The sequence below is a fragment of the Streptococcus infantis genome (genome assembly GCF_047463275.1).
GTDB classification, from domain to species: domain Bacteria; phylum Bacillota; class Bacilli; order Lactobacillales; family Streptococcaceae; genus Streptococcus; species Streptococcus infantis_AF.
In genome coordinates this window covers 38,513-61,198 of the sequence record NZ_JASHEE010000001.1, presented here as the reverse complement: position 1 = coordinate 61,198, position 22,686 = coordinate 38,513, and the positions used below count along the sequence as shown (strand labels likewise).

Annotated in this window: 23 protein-coding genes; 2 read left to right on the top strand and 21 right to left on the bottom strand. The window is 41.7% G+C overall.

Annotation, left to right across the window (positions count from 1 at the left end):
• Position 1: 1 nt before the first annotated feature.
• From QM923_RS00410 to QM923_RS00320, 19 genes are all read right to left on the bottom strand, one after another.
• On the bottom strand, positions 2-760 hold the full coding sequence (locus tag QM923_RS00410; RefSeq protein WP_414290457.1) for a threonine/serine exporter family protein: 759 nt from the start codon (positions 758-760) through the stop codon (positions 2-4).
• Positions 761-846: 86 nt separating this feature from the next.
• Positions 847-2,715, bottom strand: coding sequence for a Stk1 family PASTA domain-containing Ser/Thr kinase (gene pknB, locus QM923_RS00405; protein ID WP_414290456.1), 1,869 nt, complete (start codon positions 2,713-2,715; stop codon positions 847-849).
• A complete protein-coding gene (locus tag QM923_RS00400; RefSeq protein WP_247912930.1) occupies positions 2,712-3,449 on the bottom strand; it encodes a Stp1/IreP family PP2C-type Ser/Thr phosphatase in 738 nt (245 codons plus the stop codon). The genes pknB and QM923_RS00400 overlap by 4 nt, the downstream gene beginning before the upstream one ends.
• A 15-nt stretch (positions 3,450-3,464) precedes the next feature.
• Positions 3,465-4,778, bottom strand: a complete 1,314-nt coding sequence (gene rsmB, locus QM923_RS00395; protein ID WP_414290455.1) for a 16S rRNA (cytosine(967)-C(5))-methyltransferase RsmB — start codon at positions 4,776-4,778, stop codon at positions 3,465-3,467.
• Entirely contained in the window at positions 4,771-5,706 is a 936-nt protein-coding gene (gene fmt / locus QM923_RS00390; RefSeq protein ID WP_414290454.1) for a methionyl-tRNA formyltransferase, read from the bottom strand. Before fmt ends, rsmB begins: the two co-directional genes overlap by 8 nt.
• Positions 5,707-5,717: 11 nt before the next feature.
• Positions 5,718-8,114 carry a primosomal protein N' gene (locus QM923_RS00385; protein WP_414290453.1) on the bottom strand — a complete coding sequence of 799 codons (2,397 nt, stop codon included), beginning with the start codon at positions 8,112-8,114 and terminating at the stop codon, positions 5,718-5,720.
• An 84-nt stretch (positions 8,115-8,198) separates the two neighbouring features.
• Entirely contained in the window at positions 8,199-8,513 is a 315-nt protein-coding gene (gene rpoZ, locus QM923_RS00380; RefSeq protein ID WP_004251389.1) for a DNA-directed RNA polymerase subunit omega, read from the bottom strand.
• 24 nt (positions 8,514-8,537) lie between these two features.
• On the bottom strand, positions 8,538-9,164 hold the full coding sequence (gene gmk / locus QM923_RS00375) for a guanylate kinase (RefSeq protein ID WP_000775049.1): 627 nt from the start codon (positions 9,162-9,164) through the stop codon (positions 8,538-8,540).
• Between the two features lie 136 nt (positions 9,165-9,300).
• Entirely contained in the window at positions 9,301-10,914 is a 1,614-nt protein-coding gene (locus QM923_RS00370; RefSeq protein WP_004251393.1) for a ribonuclease Y, read from the bottom strand.
• Between the two features lie 213 nt (positions 10,915-11,127).
• Complete coding sequence (locus QM923_RS00365; RefSeq protein WP_414290452.1) at positions 11,128-12,225, bottom strand: nucleotidyltransferase; 1,098 nt, start codon at positions 12,223-12,225, stop codon at positions 11,128-11,130.
• 9 nt (positions 12,226-12,234) lie between these two features.
• Positions 12,235-12,975: a class I SAM-dependent DNA methyltransferase gene (locus QM923_RS00360; RefSeq protein ID WP_414290761.1), complete on the bottom strand. Its 741-nt coding sequence runs from the start codon at positions 12,973-12,975 to the stop codon at positions 12,235-12,237.
• A gap of 110 nt (positions 12,976-13,085) precedes the next feature.
• Entirely contained in the window at positions 13,086-13,439 is a 354-nt protein-coding gene (gene rsfS, locus QM923_RS00355) for a ribosome silencing factor (protein ID WP_004251400.1), read from the bottom strand.
• A complete protein-coding gene (gene yqeK, locus QM923_RS00350) occupies positions 13,440-14,033 on the bottom strand; it encodes a bis(5'-nucleosyl)-tetraphosphatase (symmetrical) YqeK (protein WP_414290451.1) in 594 nt (197 codons plus the stop codon). It lies immediately after the preceding gene.
• A complete protein-coding gene (locus tag QM923_RS00345; protein WP_414290450.1) occupies positions 14,033-14,662 on the bottom strand; it encodes a nicotinate-nucleotide adenylyltransferase in 630 nt (209 codons plus the stop codon). Before QM923_RS00345 ends, yqeK begins: the two co-directional genes overlap by 1 nt.
• 51 nt (positions 14,663-14,713) lie before the next feature.
• Positions 14,714-15,025: a ribosome assembly RNA-binding protein YhbY gene (gene yhbY / locus QM923_RS00340; RefSeq protein ID WP_000060171.1), complete on the bottom strand. Its 312-nt coding sequence runs from the start codon at positions 15,023-15,025 to the stop codon at positions 14,714-14,716.
• Positions 15,026-15,238: 213 nt separating this feature from the next.
• Complete coding sequence (gene yqeH, locus QM923_RS00335; protein WP_070677699.1) at positions 15,239-16,345, bottom strand: ribosome biogenesis GTPase YqeH; 1,107 nt, start codon at positions 16,343-16,345, stop codon at positions 15,239-15,241.
• A gap of 2 nt (positions 16,346-16,347) precedes the next feature.
• Complete coding sequence (locus QM923_RS00330) at positions 16,348-16,875, bottom strand: YqeG family HAD IIIA-type phosphatase (protein WP_414290449.1); 528 nt, start codon at positions 16,873-16,875, stop codon at positions 16,348-16,350.
• 16 nt (positions 16,876-16,891) lie between these two features.
• The gene (locus QM923_RS00325) at positions 16,892-17,797 is read right to left on the bottom strand and encodes a magnesium transporter CorA family protein (RefSeq protein ID WP_414290448.1); all 906 of its coding nucleotides are present in this window, start codon (positions 17,795-17,797) and stop codon (positions 16,892-16,894) included.
• A gap of 51 nt (positions 17,798-17,848) precedes the next feature.
• Positions 17,849-18,415, bottom strand: a complete 567-nt coding sequence (locus QM923_RS00320) for a mechanosensitive ion channel family protein (protein ID WP_070888426.1) — start codon at positions 18,413-18,415, stop codon at positions 17,849-17,851.
• Positions 18,416-18,644: 229 nt separating this feature from the next.
• On the opposite strand from QM923_RS00320, the gene QM923_RS00315 reads away from it, so the two are divergent.
• Positions 18,645-19,613, top strand: coding sequence for an aromatic acid exporter family protein (locus QM923_RS00315; protein ID WP_414290447.1), 969 nt, complete (start codon positions 18,645-18,647; stop codon positions 19,611-19,613).
• Between the two features lie 53 nt (positions 19,614-19,666).
• On the opposite strand, the gene QM923_RS00310 is transcribed toward QM923_RS00315, so the two are convergent.
• Together QM923_RS00310 and typA are read right to left on the bottom strand one after the other, a co-directional pair.
• Entirely contained in the window at positions 19,667-19,921 is a 255-nt protein-coding gene (locus QM923_RS00310) for a DUF3165 family protein (RefSeq protein WP_004251425.1), read from the bottom strand.
• Between the two features lie 19 nt (positions 19,922-19,940).
• Positions 19,941-21,782 carry a translational GTPase TypA gene (typA, locus tag QM923_RS00305; protein ID WP_414290446.1) on the bottom strand — a complete coding sequence of 614 codons (1,842 nt, stop codon included), beginning with the start codon at positions 21,780-21,782 and terminating at the stop codon, positions 19,941-19,943.
• A gap of 159 nt (positions 21,783-21,941) precedes the next feature.
• Between typA and QM923_RS00300 the strand changes: the two genes are divergently transcribed.
• Positions 21,942-22,667, top strand: a complete 726-nt coding sequence (locus tag QM923_RS00300) for a pseudouridine synthase (protein WP_414290445.1) — start codon at positions 21,942-21,944, stop codon at positions 22,665-22,667.
• Positions 22,668-22,686: the final 19 nt, after the last annotated feature.

The window sequence follows — 22,686 nt, the reverse complement described above, 5'->3', positions numbered from 1 at the left end:
ATTAGTTCATGAGTAGGAGGGCGACAGAGGTGCCTGCCCCTAAGGCAAGGGTAACCAGCAAGGATTCAAACATCTTGCTCATACCAGAGTTAATGTGATTGGTCATAATATCTCTAACAGCATTGGTCAGAGCAATTCCCGGTACAAATGGCATGACCGCACCTGCAATGACCAAATCAGCTGTCGAAGGAAAGCCAGAATAGCGCGCCCAAAATTGTGCAATCAAACCAAAAACAAGAGCACCTGCAAAAGCTGTCATAAAGGGAATACGGATAAATTTTTCTACGTAAAGAGAACAGGTGAAAGCAAAGATAGTTGCTACTCCTGCTCCGATAGCATCGTAGGCATTCCCCCCGAACATGATAGAGAAGAAGGGAGCACTAAGGGTCGCTGCAGCAGTTAGCTGAACATTGGTGTAGGGAGATGCCTTAGCATTTAATTGCTTGAGTTGAATAAAGGCTGTCTCCAAATCAAGCTGCCCTGATACAAGTTGCCGTGAAATCTGGTTGACATCACACACCTTCTCAATATTATAAGCAGAGGAGGTTACTCGTTTCATTCGAGAGATATTTGTATTTTCAATGGAGAAAAAAATAGCTGCAGGCATGGCCAAAACATTACAATCCATGATGCCTTGTGAATGAGCAATTCGAATCATGGTGTCCTCGACACGATAGATTTCAGATCCATTGCGAAGCAGAATTGTTCCTGCTAACATAATGACATCAATAACTGCATTCAGTTTTTTTGATTCGTCCATCTTCCCCTCCTTTTTAAACTCCTTTTATTTTATCATAAATTTTAAGGAAAAAAAATCTTTGTCACAAAAACTGTGACAAAGATTGATTAGTTCTCACCATTATGGTTCTCTGAAGTTGTGGTAGTTTGATTAGTCTGTGGTTCTCTAATCTGTGGTGATGTCTCTCCACGATATGGATTCCCTTGTGAAGGATTTGTTGTCGTTGTTGTTGTTTTCGGTTTGTAGATAGAAATTTTGATACGAGTTGTATTCAAATCTACACCTTCACCTGGTTTTGGACTTTGGCTAACTACAGTCTCTTCAGCAGTTCCTTCTGGAGCTGTGGAGACTTCTACCACTTCAATATTTGCCTCTTTTACACCTACTATCTGAATCAAGTTATTCTTGGTAAATTCAAGGCTTGATCCAATATAACTTGGCATAGGAACGCTAGTTACCTTCTTAGCTACTGTCAAGGTAATCTCTGTCGCCTTACTAAGATCATAAGTGGTTCCTTCTGGCAGACTCTGTCTCATAACAAGTCCTGCCTCTGTTTCACTTGATTCTTCTTCTACAACCTTGATGAGATTTTCAGGAACTTTTTTCCCTTTCAACTCAGCAATGACGTCTGTAGAATTGCGTCCAATATAATTTCCAATCTTAAATGATTGCTGACCTGAAGAGATAGTGAGATTAACTTTAGTACCTTCTTTACGAGACGAACCACCATCTGGATCCGTTCGAATCACTCGGCCTTCTTCTACCGTATCACTAGCTTCAGTCTTTTCCTCGCCAATTTCAAAATTAGCTTTTTTAAGTTTTTCCTTAGCTTCTGCTACAGTTTGTCCTACAACATTTGGAATCTCAACAGTTGCTGGTGTTTTGGATACTATCCAAAAGAGAGAAGCCAAAACAAGTATAAAGCTAGCTAAAAGCACCAAATACCTCGCTTTAAAGCGACGTTTCTTGACTGGTTTTGCAACAGTTTCTTTACTAGTTGCCTTTTGAGTCGGCTTTTGGCTCTGAGGACTTTCTTCCTTTGGTTGCACTTTAGGAATCGCTGTTAAAGTAGATTGTGAAATTTTCGGTAAGGTTTTTGTGTCAACTTTACTTGTATCTTCAAATACCAGCTTTGGTTCATTTCGACGGTTATAAGAAAGACTGCTCAATAAGTCAACATACATCTCTGAGACAGTTTGATAACGGTCTGTCAACTTTTTAGCTGTCGCTTTTATAACAACGTTTTCCAAGGATTGTGGTACTGATGGGTTTTCTGCAATGACCGAAGGAAGTGGTTTTTGGAAATGCTGAAGTGCAATGGTCACAGCACTATCTCCATCATAAGGAATATGACCTGTCAACATTTCGAAAAAGATAATTCCCATTGCATAAATATCACTCTGTATGGTCGCCTTAGAACCACGCGCCTGCTCAGGTGATAGATAGTGAACAGAACCCAACATGGAGTTGGTCTGTGTCAAACTGGTTTCTGCAAAGGCTACTGCAATCCCAAAGTCAGTAACTTTTGCAGTTCCATCAGGAGTCAAGAGTATATTTTGAGGTTTTAAATCACGGTGAATAATCCCCTTTGCATGCGCCAAACGCATAGCCAAGAGAATTTGACCCATGATACGAACAGCTTCCTCGTTTGATAGGGGGTAGTGTTCTTTGATATAACGTTTGAGGTCAAGCCCAGCTACATATTCCATAGCTAGATATTGTTGACCGTCTTCTTCACCGATATCCGTAATTCGAACGATATGAGGATGATCTAGGTCCGCCATCGCACGTGCTTCACGCTGAAAACGTGCAACAGCGATTGGATCCGTTTGGTAGTTGGTCCTCAGGACCTTCACCGCTACCTCTTCCCCATCCAGAATCAAATCTTTGGCCAGGTAGACATCTGCCATCCCGCCACGGCCAATTTGTTTGATAATCCGATATCGTCCGGCAAATATCTTGCCGATCTGGATCATTTTGATTCCTCCTCAATCGCAATCAAGGCAACAGTAATGTTATCAAGCCCTCCGGCATTGTTTGCAAAACGTACTAAGGTTGCCGCCTTGTCATCAAGTGAAATATCACTTGTCACGATGTCATAGATTTCACTTCCTGAAATCATATTCGTGAGTCCATCACTGTTCATAACGATATAGTCACCAGGTTCCAAGCTCACAATCCCTAAATCAGGTTGAATCTCATCTTTTTGTCCAATAGACTGGGTAATGATATTCTTTTGTGGATGTGCTTCAGCTTCTTCAGGTGTTAATTGACCCGCTTTGAGCAATTCATTCACCAAAGAATGGTCACTCGTTAATTGATGGTATTCTTCACCACGAACCAATCCGATACGAGAATCGCCAATATGAGCATAGATAGCTTGATTATCTATGATGGCAAGGGCTTCTAGAGTTGTACCCATCCCCTTGTATGCTTCATCTCGACCTAATTGGTAAATCTTTTGATTTTCAATCTCTAGATGTTCTGCAAACCATTCACGAACTTCATTAACGGTATCAATCTGAGTATCTACCCAGGCAACACCTAAGTCCGTAACTGCCATCTCACTGGCAATATTTCCTGCGCGGTGTCCTCCCATCCCGTCAGCCAAGATAATCATCGTGCGACCAGCACGGTTGACAAAAAGATTGACATAGTCTTGATTATTTGTACGTTTCTGACCCACATCTGTTAATAATGAAATCTCCATTGTGTCAGTTCCTTCCTAATCGGATACCTTGCGAAATTGGCTGATAAAGAATCCATCACTTCCATACAATTCTGGAGTAATGAGGATACAGCCATCTTTTAGGATATCCTTGCATTCGTGTTCTAGTTTAACCTGCTCGAACTCTGGATGACTTTCTAAAAATGCTTGAACAACTTGAAAGTTCTCCTCAGAGACAATAGTGCAGGTACTATAAGTTATTATACCACCTTTACGTAGCGTTTGACAAACACTACCTAATATTTCCAACTGAATTTCCTGTAATGACGCGAAATCAGCAGTGTCTTTGTTGTATTTGATATCTGGTTTTCGACGTAATAGACCAATCCCTGAGCAAGGGGCATCAACAAGAATCTTATCAAATTGATTCTTACCAAAAAACTCGTGAACCTTTCGGGCATCCAATTTTTGTGTTTGAACACGGTCTGCTACGCCTAAACGCTGGGCATTCTCTTGAATCAAAGTGAGTTTGTGGTCGTAGAGATCCAGAGCTGTTACCTGACCTGTCGTGAGATAAGAGGCCATATGGGCTGTTTTCCCACCCGGAGCTGCACAGGCATCCAAAACCTGCTCCTCTCCTTGTAAATCAAGAGTTGGAGCAACCAGTTGACTAGACTCATCCTGGATAGTAATAGCCCCTTCAGCAAACAAGTCATGACCCGCAAAATGCCCCTGCTCCTTGACCAGACCAGAAGCTGATAAAGCAGAATCACTTGCATCAAGCAGAGCTTTAATTTCCTCTTTTCGGCTCAAATCTGTCACACGGATACTGGCTTTATTGCGTTGTAAAAGACTTTCAAAAATCGCTTGCGCTCGCTCTTCTCCATACTCTTCCTTGAGCTTAGAAACTAACCACACTGGCAAAGAGTAGGCGATAGAATCACGCTTGTTCTTACGTTTGATACTGGCAACATCTGGCAAACCTTCTCGCAAGATACGGCGAAGGACTGCATTGACCATTTTTTCACTACCCTTTTTACGAAGTTTTGCAATTTCTACCGCTTCATTGACCACTGCATGATCAGGAAGCTTATCCAAGTATTGGAGTTGATAGACGCTCATGAGAAGCAAAACATAGAGCCAGCTATCTAGCTTGTCTCTATCCTCAATAAAGTGAGACAAATACCATTCTAAAGTTAGTTTACGAGCTACGGTTCCATAAACAAGCTCTGTCACCAAACCTTTGTCAGTTGCTGACAGTTGACTTCCCTTGAGGTGTTTATTTAAGGCGATATTGGAGTAGGCTTGATTGATAAAAACATCCTCTAACACTACTAGAGCTAGATTTCTAGCCGTTTCTACTTTAATCACCAAATCGTTCTCCTACTGCCAAACTTCGTCCCACGCCGTTGAGGAAGGAAACAATGTCCATTTTAGGTTTTCCTGCTGGTTGAACCTGTTTGAGAGATAGAGCTCCTTCTGCTGTTGCGACAATCAATTCTCTCTTACCGGTGGAGAGTATCTCGCCCGGATTCCCCTGACCTTCTACAGGCAAGGCTTCATAAATTTTAAAGCGATCTCCTTTGAGAAAGGTGTGGGCTACTGGCCATGGATTCATCCCACGGATTTGGTTGAAAAGTTGACGGTTGGTCTTGTTCCAGTCCAATTTTTCTTCCTCTGGTTTGATATTTGGTGAGAAAGTTACTTGGCTTGGATCTTGCGGTTGAGGCTGAATCTCACCAGCAATGTATGCAGGCAAAGTATCCAAAAGCAAATCACGACCAACAATGGCCAATTTTTCGAACAAAGTTCCAACATTGTCCTCATCAGTAATGGGAATACTGCGACGAGAAATCATGTCCCCTGCATCCATTTCCTTGACCATTTCCATAATGGTTACTCCTGCTTCTTCATCACCTTGAATCAAGGCATAATGGATAGGAGCTCCACCACGGTGTTTAGGAAGGAGGGAAGCATGAACGTTGACTGCAAAATCCATGCTATCAAGGAGTTTACTTGGGAGAAATTGTCCAAAAGCTGCTGTTACAATCCCATCAGCTCCCAAATTCATGATGGCTTCCATTTCTGGACTACCCGATAATTTTTCAGGTTGGTAGATAGGAAGTCCTGCCTCTTTGGCTGCTTGTTTGACAGGGGTTTCTTGGATGACTTTTTTTCGTCCAACCGCACGATCTGGCTGAGTTACAACCGCTACAATCTCGTAGCGATCATCTGACAAAAGCCCCTTTAAAACAGTTGCTGAAAAATTGGGAGTTCCCATAAAGATTAGTTTTGTCATCTTTTCTCCTTCTATAAAAATTGTTGCGGTTCGTGGTCAATACTGAGACGAAGTTCGTTATTTTCACGTTCTTGAGTTAGGGTTAAGACCTGATTAAGGGTAGAAGCCAACTCATCTTCTAAACGGTATTTAATCAAAATTTGGTAATGATAGAGGTTATGAGTGCGAGCGATAGGTTTTGGCGTCGGACCTAGAATTACACTAGCATCCGATAAACCTGACCGCAAAATCTCCATGACTTGATAAGCACGTCTAAGAACCTCTTCTTCTTTTTTATGAGATAAGGTGATTCCAATAGTAAAATAATAAGGTGGATAACCCAACTGACGTCTAATGGCCATTTCATAGGCATAGAAACCTTCGTAGTCCTGATCCTTGGCGAACCGAATGGCATAATGCTGAGGATTATAGGACTGAATCAAAACCTGTCCAGCCTTTTCAGCACGACCGGCGCGACCTGCCACCTGGGTCAAGAGTTGGAAGGTTCTCTCAGAAGAACGGAAATCAGGCAGGTTCAAGGCTGTGTCCGCATTGAGAACACCAACCAAGGTCACATTGGGAAAATCCAAGCCCTTGGCAATCATCTGGGTTCCTAGCAATATGTCCGCTTCACCATTGCCAAATTGTTCAAGTAAAGCTTGGTGACTGCCCTTTTTACGAGTTGTATCCACATCCATGCGTAGAATGCGTGCCTCTGGAAAGAGTTCCGCTAGCTCATCATAAGCCTTCTGTGTCCCCGTTCCATAATAGCGAATGCTACGACTCTGACAGTTTGGACAGACATGGGGGATTTCCTTCGTAAAACCACAATAATGACAGTTCATAGTCTTAGTATCCATATGCAGCGTCAAGGAAATATCGCAGTTTGGACAGGTATCCACGGTCCCACATTCCCGGCACATGACAAAGCTAGAATAACCACGACGATTGAGCATGAGAACAACCTGCTCTTTTTTATCCAGTCGATCTTGAATGGCCTCAATCAGTGGTGGTGTAAAGTTTGATGTTTCATTCTGCCCAATGTAATCACGGAAGTCAATCAGTTGAACTTCAGGAATACTTGCTAAAGGATTGGCCCGTTGAGTCAGACGTAGATGTTGATAAACACCCTTACCAGCACGCGCACGACTTTCTAGACTTGGTGTTGCAGAACCAAGAACTAGGGCAGCTTGATTGTACTGGGCACGTAAAAGAGCCACATCTCTAGCATGATAACGAGGATTGCTGTCTTGCTTATAGCTTGCCTCGTGCTCTTCATCGATAATGATAACACCTAGATTTTTCAAAGGTGCAAAAATAGCAGACCTGGCCCCAACAACTACCTGAGCATCTCCACGCTCCACCTTGCGCCACTCATCATACTTTTCACCGTTTGACAAGCCTGAGTGGAGGATGGCAACTTGCTCACCAAACCGAGCAATAAAGCGCTCTGTCATTTGAGGTGTCAGAGAGATCTCTGGAACTAGAACAATCGCTGTTTTTCCCATATCCAAGGCACCTTGAATAATCTGCAAGTAAACCTCAGTTTTCCCACTCCCTGTGATTCCTTGAAGGAGAAAGGGAGGGTGTTGCTTCCCAATCGCGCCAACAACTTCCTCACAGGCTTGTTTTTGCTCTGGGTTTAACTCTAAGGCTTGATTTGACTCGATTCCTTCAAAGTAGGTAGCTGAACGTTGAACTTCCTTCTGAAGAATCGTCAAAGCACCCTGTTCCACAAAGAAGTTAACTTGTTCCCGTGAGTAATGTTCTAACAAAGCAGTCAAAGGAGTACTTTCTGGATGTGCTACTAAATAATCTCGCAGTTCCAATTTCTTCTTGGCGCGATTTGAGATTTCTAGAGTTTCTAATTTTTCAAGATTCACTTGAATCCAAGACTGTGTTTTAACCTTCTTCTGGTCTATAGCCTGATACTCTAACTTCAAAAGTCCTTTGCGAGTCAATCGCATCATCTCGGCCTGCTTTTCTAAGTCTAGAGATGAAAATGCTAAGGACTCTTGCGATCCAAACAAACGATCTCTGTCTTTCTGACTCAAGTCTTCCAGAGGATAGAGGATTTTATCATAGCTAGAATTCAAAAATCCTGGAAGCATAGCTTTAAGAATAGAAATCTTGTATGAAAAAACTGACTTACGTAGTTCTTCGGCCAGCCAGAGTTGTTCCTCCGTTAAGACAGGAGAAAAGTCTAGCACCTCAGCAATTTCTTTCAAGTCCTCATCTGCCACATCTACATCAGATTCTTGTTCCATTCCAAGAACAATTCCCTGAATCAAGCGATTGGCCTTCCCAAAAGGCACATGAACCCGCATACCAACTTCCAGCATGTCTACAAATTCCTCAGGGACCTTATAACTGTATGGTTGATCCGTCTGCATCAAGGGAACATCCACAATGATTTTCGCAATAGCCATATCCTCACCTCCTTCTCTTCTTAAATCGTTTCAATTGATTGAGTATTCTTGCAATAGAAAAAATAAGATTGAGTCCCCCCAACCTTAAATTTTTTCACCTTCTTCTTTTTCTTTCGCGATTTGCTCTTTGATTTTCTTTTCTTCTTCTTCTCTCAATCGTCTTTCTTCTTCGATACGACGACGAACAGCTTCGCGTTTTCCTTCTGGATCTGGGTGGATGGTTACATTCCCTGATTCAATTTCTTCCAAGGCACGAAGTGTAGATTTTTCAGATTTGAATTCTTGTGTTGGAGTTGCTCCAGCTTCTAATTCGTGAGCACGTTTTGCTTCCAAGATGACGAGTGAATATTTTGATGGTACCTTGTCAAGCAAGGTATCAATAGAGGGTTTAAGCATCATTTGTTTGTACCTGTTTTCTATAGTTTATCGAATAGTTGGAGACTTTGGTAGCATATCCTGGTAGTGACCGATGACACGATCGACGCGGAAATGTTCTGCTTCAATCACACGTTTGACACGTTCTGCGGCAAGAGGAACATGATCATTGACAATAGCATAGTCGTACTCACGCATCAAAGCAATTTCTTCTTTAGCTTTTTCGATACGTTGGGCAATCACTTCTGCGCTATCTGTACCACGACCAACGAGACGGTCTTGCAATTCTTCCAAATCTGGTGGTGTCAAAAAGATAAAGACAGCATCTGGAACTTTTTTCTTGACCTGAAGAGCTCCCTGCACTTCAATTTCAAGGAAAACGTCAATCCCCTTATCAAGGGTTTCATTGACATAGGTCAGAGGAGTTCCGTAGTAGTTGCCTACATACTCTGCATACTCTAACATCTGTCCTTGACGGATCAATTCTTCAAATTCTTCACGCGTGCGGAAGAAATAGTCAACTCCGTCTACTTCTCCTGGACGTTGAGCCCGTGTTGTCATAGATACAGAATATTGGAATTGGTTTTCAGAACTCTCAAAAATTTCTCGTCTAACCGTTCCTTTTCCAACTCCTGAAGGACCTGAAAAAACGATTAGTAAGCCACGGTCTGCCATGATGTCTCCTTTGGATAGTTTGTGAAATGCCTTGGAAATTCATTCAGAATTCTCTTTGTGAAGGCATTTCTGCTTACTACAATCTTTCTATCTAGTGTAACAAAAAAGCAGTAATTTTTCAACTGCTCTTTCTTATTTATTTTGCGTAATCAACTGCACGAAGTTCACGAATCACGGTTACCTTGATATTTCCTGGGTAATCGAGGTTGCTTTCGATTTTCTCACGAACTTTGTGAGCTAAGATTGTGACCTTGTCGTCCTTGATCTGACCAGGATTTACCATGATACGGATTTCACGACCAGCTTGAAGGGCAAAGCTATTTTGAACTCCTTCAAAGCTATTAGCGATTTCTTCTAAATCATGGAGACGTTTGATGTAGCTTTCAAGTGATTCGCTACGAGCTCCTGGACGGGCAGCACTCAAGGCGTCCGCTGCAGCAACGAGAACTGCAATCACACTTTCAGGTTCTACATCTCCGTGGTGACTAGCAATCGTGTTAATCACAACTGGGTGTTCCTTGTACTTGCGAGCCAACTCCGTACCAATCTCAACGTGGCTACCTTCCACCTCACGGTCAATAGCTTTACCAATATCGTGGAGGAATCCTGCACGACGAGCGAGAGCCGCATTTTCACCAAGTTCACTAGCCATAATACCAGCCAACTTAGCCACTTCAATCGAGTGACGCAAGACATTTTGTCCGTATGAAGTACGGAACTGCAAGCGACCCATGATTTTCATCAAGTCAGGGTGAAGGTTCGGCGCCCCAATTTCGTAGGCTGCAGCTTCACCATATTCACGAATTCTGTTATCAATTTCTTGACGGTTTTTCTCAACCAACTCTTCGATACGAGCTGGGTGAATACGTCCATCCTTAAGTAAGGTTTCCATCGTCATACGGGCAATCTCACGGCGGATAGGATCAAAACCTGACAAGGTTACCACTTCTGGCGTATCATCAATGATGACATCAACCCCTGTCAAACTTTCAAAAGTACGGATGTTACGACCTTCACGACCAATGATACGACCTTTCATAGTATCATCAGGCAGATGAACTGTCGAGTTGGTAGACTCAGCTACATACTCACCAGCAATTCTCTGCATCGCTTGGGACAGGATATCCTTAGCAAGCTTATCTGAACGTTCCTTGACTTCTTGCTCCGCCTCACGAATGCGGCTAGCAATTTCCTTGGTCAAGTCTTCTTCTGTTTGGGCTAAGATAATATCTTTTGCCTCTGACTGTGTCAGACTTCCAACACGCTCTAGTTCTGCTTGCTTTTGCTTTTCAATTTCCTCTAGTTGCTCTTCACGTGCATCAAGGTTTTTTGCTCTATCAGAAATACTTTGTTCTTTTTGTTCAAGTGTTTTTTCTTTGTTCGTCAAATTATCGTCTTTACGGTCAAGGCTCGTAGCTCTCTCCGTCAAACGACTTTCGATTTGCTTGAGTTCTTGACGCTCCGACTTAAATTCAGCGTCCACTTCTTCGCGGTATTTTCTGGCTTCTTCTTTAGCCTCCAATAGTGCTTCTTTTTTAAGGGATTTGCTTTCGCTCTTAGCTTCATTTAGTAATAAATCCGCTTCGCGCTCAGCTTGTCCTCGTAAATTAGTTGCTTCTTGTTCAGCATTTAAAAGCATCAACTCTGCAGCCTCTTGTGATGATTTCATCTTGACTGAGATGCTGACATATCCAATGACTAAACCAATGATGACGGCAAAAACAACTATAACAATTGTCATAATTTCCATGTTTTTACCTCAATTTATTTGTTTATCTGAATGACATGCATTCTTATACATTTTACCACAAAAAAATATTTTTAACAAACCTTAATTTGAAGTTGTTTTGGTCATTTCAAGGCTAAAAATCCTTATTTTTCCTAATAAAATAGGCTATTCTCCCTAATTAAATTTTTAAAGATTTTTTTCAAAAAAAGTTAAAAAGTCCACCTCACAGTAGACTTAGTTTGTTTCAATTCTGATTGGCACTCGACCAAAATTTTGTTCTGCTATACTAGGGTGTCCCAGTTTATAAATTTGGTCTGCCTTTTGTGTTATGGCATCCCAGGGCTCTTTGCCGATTCGACTAACTAGATGGATCTGCTCTTTCAGAGACTTGAGATGTTGCCTGCCTTTTTCGGTAAATCCAAGGATATGAATGGCTTCTGGCAGGTCACTTTCTCTAGCCTGCACCAAGATATAGGTCAAGAGGCGTCGCACACGCGCCTTGGTGTAACGTTTGGTAGCCACTAACTCGACTAATTCTTCCACAGACTGAGCTGTCTTTATAGCATCCTTGATCCGCACCACTATTTCTTGATTGACCTGATAAATAGTAGTTAGGTCTGGATTTGACAAAATTTGATAGCGTAAAAGTGGAAAATAATCTTCCCAACTCACCTTACTAGCATTTTCAAAGAGATTAACAGAAGGCATATAGCGTTCTAAGAAATCTTGATCTGATTGATGCTGACGGATAGCTGTCGCCGAAGCAAAGTCCACATCCTTGTCCACCGAATGGTATCCAGCTCCCTGACGTTGAATTGGATGAAGTTTGATATTTCTTCCAGCAACTGCCTTGGCGTAGGCAAGAGCTAAGACATGATTGGGCGTATCACCCGAAAAATCAAGACCTGCAAATTCCTTCCACATAGCTTGGGTTTTCTGAGGGTAGGAGAGGGAATCTGGTAGATTGTCCACAAAATTCTCCATCTCTTGACCACGCTCTGCATATAAGTTGGCAATTTTCTGGTAATCTAGAACTTCCTCTGTCCCAAAAGCTAGTCTATCAATTCCTAACTGCGCCAAGATATCTACTGCTCCTTGTCCAAAGAAATCCGCTGCTTGTACACTGACTAAAAAGGGCAATTCTACTACCAGGTCTGCGCCATTCTCCAGTGCCATCTGGGCCCGAGTCCACTTATCTACAATAGCAGGCTCGCCTCTCTGCATGAAATTCCCAGACATGGCCACAATTTTCAACCCATCTGCCTGTTTTAGCAGGTATTTATGGCCATTATGAAAAGGATTGAACTCCGCTATAATACCTGTAATGGTCATGATGTTCTCCTACTTCTGTGCCACAAAAAACCAACGGGTACTGATCTCTGTAGGCTCCTTATCCTCAAAGTCAGCATAAAGCTTGAAGGACTTAAAACCAGCCTGTTCCAACAAAATATCATAGGTCAAGACTTCGTAGGTTCGCTCCTCATGCACTTCGTCGTGACGACTAAAGGAACCATCCGCTTCCTTGATAAAAAAGGTCAACTCATGCACGATAGAATGTGGTGCATCATCCTCGTAGGTATCCCAGAGCATGGCAAAGTCTTCGGCATTTTCATGATAGGAATAGCCAGGAAAGACCTCATCAGTCTGGTAGGTCGAATGCACATCAAAGATGAAGACCCCATCTTCATTAAGGGCATTATAGACTTCCTTAAAGACGTCCCCGACTTCCACCTCATCCTGCATGTAGCAGATTGAGTCCGAGTAACATGTGACAAAATCATATTTACCTGTCTTGGACAAATCCAGCATGTTGCCTTCCATAAATTCAATCTTTTGCTTGGCTGAAGCAGCTCTCTTCTCAGCAATCTTCAACATGTCCGCGCTTAAATCAAGCCCAGTTACATCAAATCCAGCTTGAGAAAAGCGCACAGACTGAATCCCTGTCCCACAAGCCAGCTCCAAGAGTTTCTTTCTCTCATTAGTCTTGGGCAAATGACGCAGCGAAAAATCCGTCCATTTATCGTATAAACTATCATCCATCACAGCATCGTAAACAGCCGCAAAGGTTTCGTATGTTGCCATAATCATGATACCAAGAGCATCTCTGGAAATACCACTCGCTCTCACCTTTCTAACAATTTTCTTCTAACATAAGCAAATAAAACCCAGTTGACTACAACTGAGTTCATCTCTTATGCCAAGGCTTCTGAAATATCTACAGAATTCGCTTCATGCCATAATTTTTCAAGGTTATAGTGGGCACGCATTTCTTCTGAGAAGATATGCACAACGACTCCACCAAGGTCAAGTAAGACCCAGCCACCAGCTGCATCGCCTTCAACGTGACTACCTTTAAAGCCCGCTTGAGCTACTTTTTCACGGATATTTTCAGCGATAGCATCCAACTGACGGCTATTCATTGAGCTCGTGATGACAAAGTAATCTGTCACACTGGTCAATTCTTGTACATCAAGTGCGAGAATGTCCTCGGCACGTTTCTCATCAGCCGCTTTCACGACTAGTTCTAGTAATTCTTTTTCGTTCATTTAGTCCTCTTTCAAATAGTGCACATAGGCGTTATAGGTTTCAAGGGTTTGGGGATAGATGGGAAATCCCTGACGAGCTAAATGCTCGACAGTGCGAGCTGTTTCATAGGCTACTGCCTTATTGAGTGACAAACTTGCAATCTCACGTGCCTGGTCAACCCCTGGAAAGGCACGATTGTGCTCGATGTAGTCTGCGACGTAGATAACCTTATCAAGGTCCGTCATCTGACCAGCTCCAACTGTATGGATTTCTATTGCACGCAAAATTTCAGGATCTTTCAAATCCAAATCTTCCTGAATCTTGTAGATACCGACCATGCCATGCCAGATATTATTGCCCCAGTTTTTAAGATCAGAGTCAAGTTGATAACGATCTATCAAGTCTAAAAATTCTTGATCTGATAGCTTTTTAGCATAGTCATGAAGGAGACCAGCTAAACCAGCTTTCTCAACATCCACACCAAAGCGCCGAGCCAATTCTATGGCTGCGCGCTCTACACCCAAACAATGGGTCAAACGTTTCTCGGGTAGAAGCTCTGCCATTTTTTCCAACAATTCTTCACGCGAACAGTTGATATAGTCTTGGTATGCCATCAGTAAAGCCCTTCTTTCTCAATATAGTCTAGCACTGGTTTTGGCAAGAGAAAGTTAGGTGTGCGACCTTGGGCGATGAAATCACGTACCATACTGGATGAAATATCCATGAGAGGCACATCCACCCAGATGACTGGATAAGAAGTCCCAGCCTTGTATCGTGGTCGTTGAACTCCTACAAACTGAACGAGGTCGACCAGTTCATCAATTCTATACCATTTAGGTAAATAGTCTACCATGTCAGCACCAATGATAAAGTAATAATCGGTATCTGGATTCTTCTCTGTCAAAATCTTCATGGTGTCGTAGGTGTAGGAAATACCCTTACGCTCCAGCTCGATGGCCTCAATAGCTAAACCTTCGATTCCGTCAATTGCCAATTCAAGCATCTTGAGGCGGTGGTGTTCAGAAATGGTTTCCTTTTTGTCTACGTGAGGTGGTTGGTATTCAGGCATGAGCAGAACTTGATCCAATCCCAACTGCTGGCGTACTTGGTCCGCCACGATCAGGTGGGCGTTGTGAACAGGGTTAAAATTTCCCCCTAAGATTCCAACTTGCTTACGTTTTTTATCCTTGATTTCTGGCTCTAACTCCACTTTTGTAAAGGGAGTTAACAGTTCGATTGCCATAGGCTAATCTCCTTTAGTCTTCTGTAAAAACAGTTTTTTTGGAGTATATTTTTAGATTTCTTTAACTTTTTTAGAAATCTTACGATTTTCTTTCTTGCTTGATTGTTTATACAAAATCAAGATACGACCGATTTTTTGGACTGTATCCACACCGATTTCTTCTTCTAAGATTTCAGCTACTTCGTGGATGTTTTCATCTGTGTTTTGCAAGAGTGTAACCTTGATCAATTCGCGGGCATCAAGTGCTTGTCGAACGCTGGTTTTGATTTGGTCGTTGAGTCCATTTTTCCCGATTTGGATGATGGGTTTGAGGGTGTGTGCCTGGCTGTTGAGGAAGGCACGTTGTTTTGATGTTAATGACATAATTCATTTAAAAGAGTTTCTTTTTATACTTTTCTGAAGTGGTGACGGACGTCAGCAAAGTCCTCTGGACTTTCATGACTAAAATTTGAGCCTAAGGTCTCAAATTTTCCTCAGTTGGTACAATCACTTGTACCAACTAACACCACGGCGAAAAGTATCTTCTAGGGGCTCGCAGTGCTCGCCTTTATAAAGACAACCCTTTCCTTTCTGTGTTTAAATAATTGCTTTTCGTGTGACGACTGCGACGCCTTCTGGTGCCCAGACGGCTACTTTGGCAGTTCCTGTTACACGGATCCAGCCTAGTCCTGAGATAACGAGGTCTGTCTTATCCTTGATAGTAAAGACATGTTGGACCAGTTTTGGAAAGTCTTCTTTTTCCTTGCTATTTGGTGGTGTAAGCAGGGTTCCAAGGTGCTTGTCGTAAAAGGCACTAGCTCCTTCAAGCTTGGTACGATGAAGTTTGAGTTCATTGTCAAAGAAAGCTGTAAAGCCTTGCTTTTCTCCTGCAATGAAGTCAAAGCGTCCCAAACCTCCTAAAAAGAGAGTTTGCTCAGGATTGAGCTGGTAGGTTTTAGGTTTGATTTCCTTTTTAGGACTGACATACTTGAGGTTTTTAGCCGTCAAGTAGTGGGCCATCTGATGACGATGGATAATTCCAGGCGTATCGTAGATATAAGAACCATCATCGAGCGGAATTTCAATCTTATCCAAGGTTGTTCCTGGGAAGCGTGAAGTTGTGATGATGTTCTGGTCACCCGTAATTTCCTGGATAATAGCATTGATAAGAGTTGATTTCCCAACATTGGTAACCCCAACTACATAGACGTCACGACCCTTACGATAGTGCTCAATTTTATCAATGACTTCCTTGATAGCATGCTTATTTTGTGCTGAAGTTAGGACGACATCGACTGGACGAAGACCCTCCTCATGGGCACGTTCCATAAGCCATTGACTAATCTTGCCTGGTTTAACTGACTTAGGGAGGATGTCTTTTTTATTTCCAACCAAGAGAACATCATTGCCTGATACAAAACGAGGCAAGCCTGGAATAACAGAGCCATTAAAGTCAAAGATATCAATGACGTTCACTACTAAGGCATCACTGTCTCCTACCTCGTGCAAGAGTTTTAGGAAATCATCATCCGTCAGTTGCACATCTGTTATTTCATTGTAATGACGAAGACGGAAACAACGTTGGCAATAAACTTCACCAGTCTCCAAACCTTTTTCGAGTGCTGACTGAGGCGTAAAGCCTAGACCAGTCTTATCTGTCGTCTGAATGGTTGCTCCACAGCCAATACAGAGAATTTCTTCCATAGTTAGATTCCTTTTTTATATGTGATAGGCCCGTACTTTTCAGTGATTTGTTTCATGACACGGCGCTCACGAGCGCGGTTAAACTTCGTTTTGATAGAGTCGTGCTGGACCAAGGGTTTGACCAAAATCGAACGAATCCCTGCTCGGTGAGCAGCTCGAATATCCGTCATGAGTTGATCCCCAACCATAACCACTTCGTTTTTCTCATAGTGGAATTCCTTCATGGCGCGGTCAATCCCGAAAGTAAAGGGCTTCAAAGCCCAATAAACATAGTCAATCCCAAATTTTTCAACTGCACGTTGAACCCTTTTTTTAGAGTTGTTGGACACTACGATAATGCGAATACCAGCATCACGAAGGTCATGTAACCATTGCTTCATCTCTGAAGTCCCATCAGGGTTATTCCAAGCAATCAGAGTGTTGTCCAAATCCACCAAAACAGCTTTGATCCCTTGGTTTTTCAGGCTTTGGACTGTCAAATCATAAACTGCTTCTACAGCAAAGTCTGGCATGTAGTTTTCAATAGCCATTTTGACTCCTTTTCTTTTATTTTCTAGTAATTTTCTTCAGCCATTGAGATAAGGCCGCCCATAAAATCAAGCTAGTCATTAAGATATAAATCCAAGCATTTGGCTCTTCTGTAAATGGTAGAGGAACATTCATTCCGAAGAAACCTGTAATAACCGCAAGTACTGCTAGTAAGACGGAGATAATAGTCAAAATTGTCAAACTATCATTCAAGTTATTGTTTAGGATGTTGTTGTAAGAAGCTGAGAGTTGTTGCAAGACTTGAGAAATCAAGTCTGTCATAGACACCAACTGATGGGCTTCAATCATGGCATCATCAAACTGCTCTCGTTCGACATCATTAAATCTCCGATAAAGAGCATGGCCCTGGATATGTTCCAAGAGGAGTCGATTTTGTTTTGCCGCTGCTGTCAAGTAAACCATACCTGTCTCCAAGTCAGAGAGGGCGAAGAGATTTTTCTTTGTTGTAGTTTGACGTAGCAAGGCACTAATTTCGTCCTTACTTTTATCCATCTCTTCAATGACAGGATAATAAGCGTTACTGATAATCTCTAAACCAGCAAAGAGAAACTTGTAAATAGAAAGCGACTCATGGCTATCCAGATAAGCTAACATCTGATCAATGACATAAGCATTCTTATGGTTGCTGATGGTAATCATTCGTTTGTTTTCAACGATAAAGGTCATGGGAATCGCTTCATAGTAATCCTTGTCCTTTTCTAAGTCCAGAACATTGTAGATAAAGGTCACAGTCCCATTCTCACGGTTATAATCCATGTGGGCTCTTTCATTTTTATCCAGCGCATATTCGATGGTTTCCTTATCCAATCCGTAGATTTCAGATAAATCTTCAAGATTTTTAATTTTTTCTACATCTAGATTGATCCAAACACAACCATTTCCTAATTGCTCATCTAAAAACATCGTTTCTCCTTTACCAAACTCTTTCTATTGTACCATAAAAGAGGTAAAATTTCAGTTCTCTTCTTTCCTTGAAAAATTGCTGACAACCGTGATACTTCTATTGGGAACAAAGTGAAGGACTCCATCCTCACTGCGCAGTTGAGTCGTACGAATACCGACACTCACAACCTTACCAGAGATTGTAATCGGACCATTCGTAAACTCAACTTGATCTCCAACATCTAACTGGCGCTCAAAGAGGATGAAAAAGCCATTAACCACATCCGATAAAAAGCCTTGAGCACCCATCCCTATTGCCACCCCAGCAATCCCAGCACCTGCCAGTAGACTTGATACAGGTAAGCCTAGAGTAGATAAAACAAAGTAGAGTAAAAAGAAATAGAGGGTGTAGTTCAAAATATTTTCAATCAATCTAGAAATTGTCTTTTGGCGAGCCTCATCTTTCTGGGAAAATTTTAAGGATGGTTTAACGACTCTTTTCACAACTTGATGGAGAATTATTTTAACGATATAAAAGACAATAAAAAGAAGGACTAGAGAGACTGATTTTGAAAACAACTCTTCTAGAATACTGCTGATATTTAACTTATCGATATAATTTTGAATAAATGTTGGCATAGTAAACTCCTTTCCTAACATTATACCATAAAACGATATCTGAACCAGTTTGGTAAATATTCATTCTGCCTATACTATTATTAGATTCACTTGATTTCAAAACATATTTATACTATAATCAAACCACTGCATGGAGAACAAATTATTTTCTCAATAACTCTCTTGGAATAGACCTTTCTACCTCACCTACTACTATAACTTTAAAGCATTTATCTCAAGGAAGTATTCTATGTCTATCACTCAACGTACTTTAAAACTAGTCTTAGCAACTTGTTTTGCTTGTTTACTAGCCTACTTTTTTGATTTGTCATCGGCTGTATCAGCAGGTATCATTGCCATCTTGAGTCTTTCTGATACTCGAAGAAGCACGATCAAGCTAGCCCGCAATCGTCTTTTTTCAACTCTTCTAGCTCTCTTAGTTGGTGTTATAGCTTTCCAACTGACTGGCTATCATATCTGGAGCTTTGGACTTTACTTAGCATTCTATGTTCCCCTTGCCTATAAACTGGGTTGGGAAATTGGAATCACTCCTAGTAGCGTTCTGGTTAGCCATCTCTTAATCCAACAATCAACAGCACCTGCACTTTTACTGAATGAGCTCTTACTCTTCCTAATCGGTACTGGCTTTGCACTTCTGGTCAATCTCTACATGCCTTCACGTGAAAAAGAAATTCAACATTATCATACTCTTGTTGAAGAAAAACTCAGAGATGTTCTTCTACGGCTTTCTTACTATCTAAAAAGAGGAGATGGCCGTAATCAGGCTCAACTTGTAAATGAACTTGATCAACTACTTGAGGATGCTCTTAAGCTAGTTTACCTCGATCATTCTGATCATCTCTTTCACCAGACAGATTATCATATTCACTACTTTGAGATGCGACAAAGACAAACGCGTATCTTAAGAAATATGGCTCAACAGATTAACACATGCCAACTAGCCGCTAGTGAGAGTTTGATTGTCGCTCAGCTCTTTTCAAAAACAGCTAGCCAATTGAGTCAAACAAATCCAGCCTACGACTTATTGAATGATATTGAGAGCTACCTAGAGGTGTTTCGCAATCGATCTCTCCCTAAAACTAGAGAAGAGTTTGAGACACGGGCAACCCTATTACAACTCTTTCGTGAATTAGAACATTTTATCCAGATAAAAGTAGATTTCTACAACCGTTATTCTGACAAAAACAGTAACAAATAAAAACTTCTATCGGCAACTCAGTTGCTGATAGAAGTTTTTTGTTATGAATAGATTTAATTTTCTCGCTTCTTTCGAATCGACATAAGACTGATATCTCTCAAACTAAAGTAAGTAAGAGCCAGCATTCCCAATGTAATAAAGATTTCTGCTGGAAGTTGGAAAATCTGCAGGGCAGACAAGAGCAACAAGATTACGAGGGCAACAAGTCCAAAGACTAATATTACAACATTGACCGTCCCCTTGATACTTTGAGGTGTCGCAAATACATAGAGTAGTAATAAGAGTATCCCTATGATTAAATAGACCATCTTTATCTCTTTCTAGCTCTTATTCAGCTGATTTTTTCTTTTTGTTTGCTTTTTCGCGCTCTGCCTTGTTGAGGATTTGTTTACGCAAACGAATCGATTCAGGCGTTACTTCCATGTACTCATCGTCGTTCAAGAACTCAAGTGATTCTTCAAGTGTCAAGATACGAGGAGTCTTGATAACCGCTGTTTGGTCCTTAGTAGCAGAACGAACGTTAGTCATTTGTTTTGCTTTCGTGATATTAACAGTCAAGTCATTCTCACGAGAGTTTTCACCAATGATCATTCCTTCGTAAACCTCAGTACCTGGGTTGACAAAGATAGTACCACGTTCTTCAATAGACATGATAGAGTATGTTGTAGCCTTACCAGCATCGATAGAAACAAGGGCACCACGGTGACGTCCACCAATTTCCCCTGGAATCAATGGCAAGTATTGATCGAAGGTATGGTTCATGATCCCGTAACCACGAGTCATTGACAAGAACTCAGTTGAGTATCCAATCAAACCACGCGCAGGAACTAGGAAGACCAAACGGGTTTGACCATTACCTGTTGCAATCATATCCAACATTTCACCCTTACGCTCAGAAAGGCTTTGGATAACAGACCCTTGGTATTCTTCTGGAGTATCGATTTGCACGCGCTCAAATGGCTCACATTTGACTCCATCAATTTCTTTGATGATCACTTCTGGACGAGACACTTGAAGCTCGTAACCTTCACGACGCATAGTCTCGATGAGGATTGACAAGTGCAATTCCCCACGTCCTGAAACTGTCCATTTATCTGGTGAGTCTGTTGGATCTACACGAAGAGATACGTCTGTTTGCAATTCTGCTTGCAAGCGTTCTTCAACCTTACGAGAAGTAACCCATTTACCTTCGCGACCAGCAAATGGTGAGTTGTTCACCAAGAAGGTCATTTGAAGGGTTGGCTCATCGATGTGAAGAACTGGAAGAGCTTCAACTGCATCTGTTGGAGTGATTGTTTCCCCAACGAAGATGTCTTCCATACCTGATACGGCAATCAAGTCACCAGCCTTAGCTTCTTGGATTTCACGACGTTCCAAACCAAAGAAACCAAAGAGTTTTGTAACACGGAAGTTTTTCGTTGTACCATCCAATTTAGAAAGAGTAACTTGGTCTCCGACCTTAACAGTACCACGGAAGACACGTCCGATACCAATACGTCCTACAAAGTCATTGTAGTCAAGAAGTGACACTTGGAATTGAAGAGGCTCATCAGAGTTATCAACCGGAGCTGGAATGTGGTCAATAATGGTATCAAAGATTGGCGCCATAGTCTTTTCTTGGTCGGCTGGATCATCTGACAATGAAGATGTTCCGTTGATTGCTGAGGCATAGACTACTGGGAAGTCAAGCTGATCATCATCTGCACCAAGCTCGATGAAGAGTTCCAAAACTTCATCCACTACTTCTGCTGGACGAGCTGATGGTTTGTCGATTTTATTGATAACGACGATTGGGACAAGGTCTTGTTCCAAAGCTTTTTTCAATACGAAACGAGTTTGAGGCATAGTACCTTCGTAAGAATCCACTACCAAGACTACACCGTCAACCATTTTCATGATACGTTCAACTTCTCCACCGAAGTCCGCGTGTCCTGGTGTGTCCATGATATTGATACGAGTTCCGTTGTAGGCAACTGCTGTATTCTTCGCAAGGATGGTAATTCCACGCTCTTTTTCAATATCGTTTGAATCCATTGCACGTTCAGCTAATTCTGTACGCGCATCAAGAGTTTCAGATTGTTTTAATAATTCGTCAACGAGGGTTGTTTTACCGTGGTCGACGTGGGCGATAATCGCGATATTACGGATATCTTCTCTTAATTTTGTCATGATTTCCTCTATTTATTTCAAATTTATTTTCTAACTGAACGATTATACCACAATTTTAAGCAAATGACTTAACTCAAGTAAGTGTAAATGTTTTCAAAAGAAAATTCATGACTTATCTTTTCTTTTCAAAAATCCCGACTTGTGATAAGATAGGCTGGTATGCGTTTAGATAATTTATTAGCCCAGGAAAAAATCAGTCGAAAAGCCATGAAACAGGCTCTCCTAAAAAAAGAAATCTTAGTAGATGGACAAGTTGCAATTTCCCTTGCACAGAATGTTGATACGGGATTGCAAGAGTTGATTTTTCAGGGTAGAAAAATCCAAGGATATGAGCACACCTATCTCATGCTTCATAAGCCAAATGGAGTCGTGACTGCAAGCAAGGACAAGGAACTACCAACGGTCATGGACCTACTGCCTAAGCATCTCCAGTCAGAGCAACTCTATGCAATTGGTCGACTGGATCGAGATACGACAGGGCTCCTCCTCTTAACAAACAATGGCCCTCTAGGTTTTCAACTTCTCCACCCTCAATATCATGTCGATAAAACTTATCAAGTTGAGGTGAACGGCTTGCTCACACCAGATCACATCCAGCAGTTCAAAAACGGGATTGTCTTTCTTGATGGAACTATTTGTAAACCTGCTCAGCTTGAGATTCTATCTTCAAGACCTAGCCACAGCCGAGCCACCATCACTATCTCTGAAGGAAAATTTCATCAGGTCAAGAAAATGTTCCTCTCAGTTGGTGTCAAGGTCACTGCCCTCAAACGAGTTCAGTTCGGAGATTTTCTATTAGATCCTGACCTAGCAGAAGGTCAATACCGACCCTTGAATCAAGTGGAATTGAAAATCATTAAAAACTACTTAGAGAAAAGTGAATAAAATAAAAAAGCTTTAAATT